The sequence below is a fragment of the Paenibacillus sp. KS1 genome (assembly GCF_001680695.1).
Taxonomy (GTDB): domain Bacteria; phylum Bacillota; class Bacilli; order Paenibacillales; family Paenibacillaceae; genus Paenibacillus_B; species Paenibacillus_B suaedae.
The window spans coordinates 1-753 of the sequence record NZ_MAIS01000277.1; the positions used below are offsets into that span (position 1 = coordinate 1).

General features: G+C 42.5%; 1 pseudogene. It reads right to left on the minus strand.

The features are described 5' to 3' along the window. Positions 1-457: 457 nt before the first annotated feature. Positions 458-573: pseudogene (locus BBG47_RS28290) on the minus strand (transposase); the annotation flags it as partial. Positions 574-753: the final 180 nt, after the last annotated feature.

Sequence of the window (753 nt, forward strand, 5' to 3'; positions counted from 1 at the left end):
CATTTCTCCCTAAAAAGGCTTGAATGACACCGTTTCCCTTTGATATACATCCATTCTCCTATTACTGGTACCATAATGACCTCCTGAATGATACTCACCAACACTCCCACGATGACTCCAAACCCATTGCTTCGCCTGTGAAACGAGATCTTCAATGTCTCAACCAGCTCAAACATGGTCATTGGGGGTGCAGGTGAACAGTTTTTGTTCCGAGGTTTTCCCCCTAAAAGCCGCACGTACTTCCGGCTTAATACACCTACGAAAATAGGCCAACCAGAGATCGTGGGTGCTAACGAACTAACACTTATTACATAAACTTTGTGATCGCAGGCAAAGATGGAGAAACTACCGATATATGATTCGCTGCTAGCTTTATGAAATCTTTATGCTTACTCATAAACGAAGGCGTTTCTTTTATAACTCCTAAACCATCTACTGCTTCGACAAGTTTCTCTTGTTCTACTCCCTTATACTTGCATAAGCGTTTAAAGATTTCGATTAAGTCTTTCCTTACTTGATTATAGATTTCTTTCCGTCTATACTTCGGGGTGAACACAATGTGGTATTTGACATCCACTTTGTGTGCGAAAAACTATAGTTCTTGTTTGCCAACTAAGACCATTCCTTCCACCCAGCCTGAACATCTCAATGTTATCGCATTGGTCTTGGTGGTCAAACCCTTGATCCCTCCACCCGCATAGCAGGTGGTTTTTTTGTTTCGCCCGTTTCACGCTCTCAACTGGCTAAAGCCTA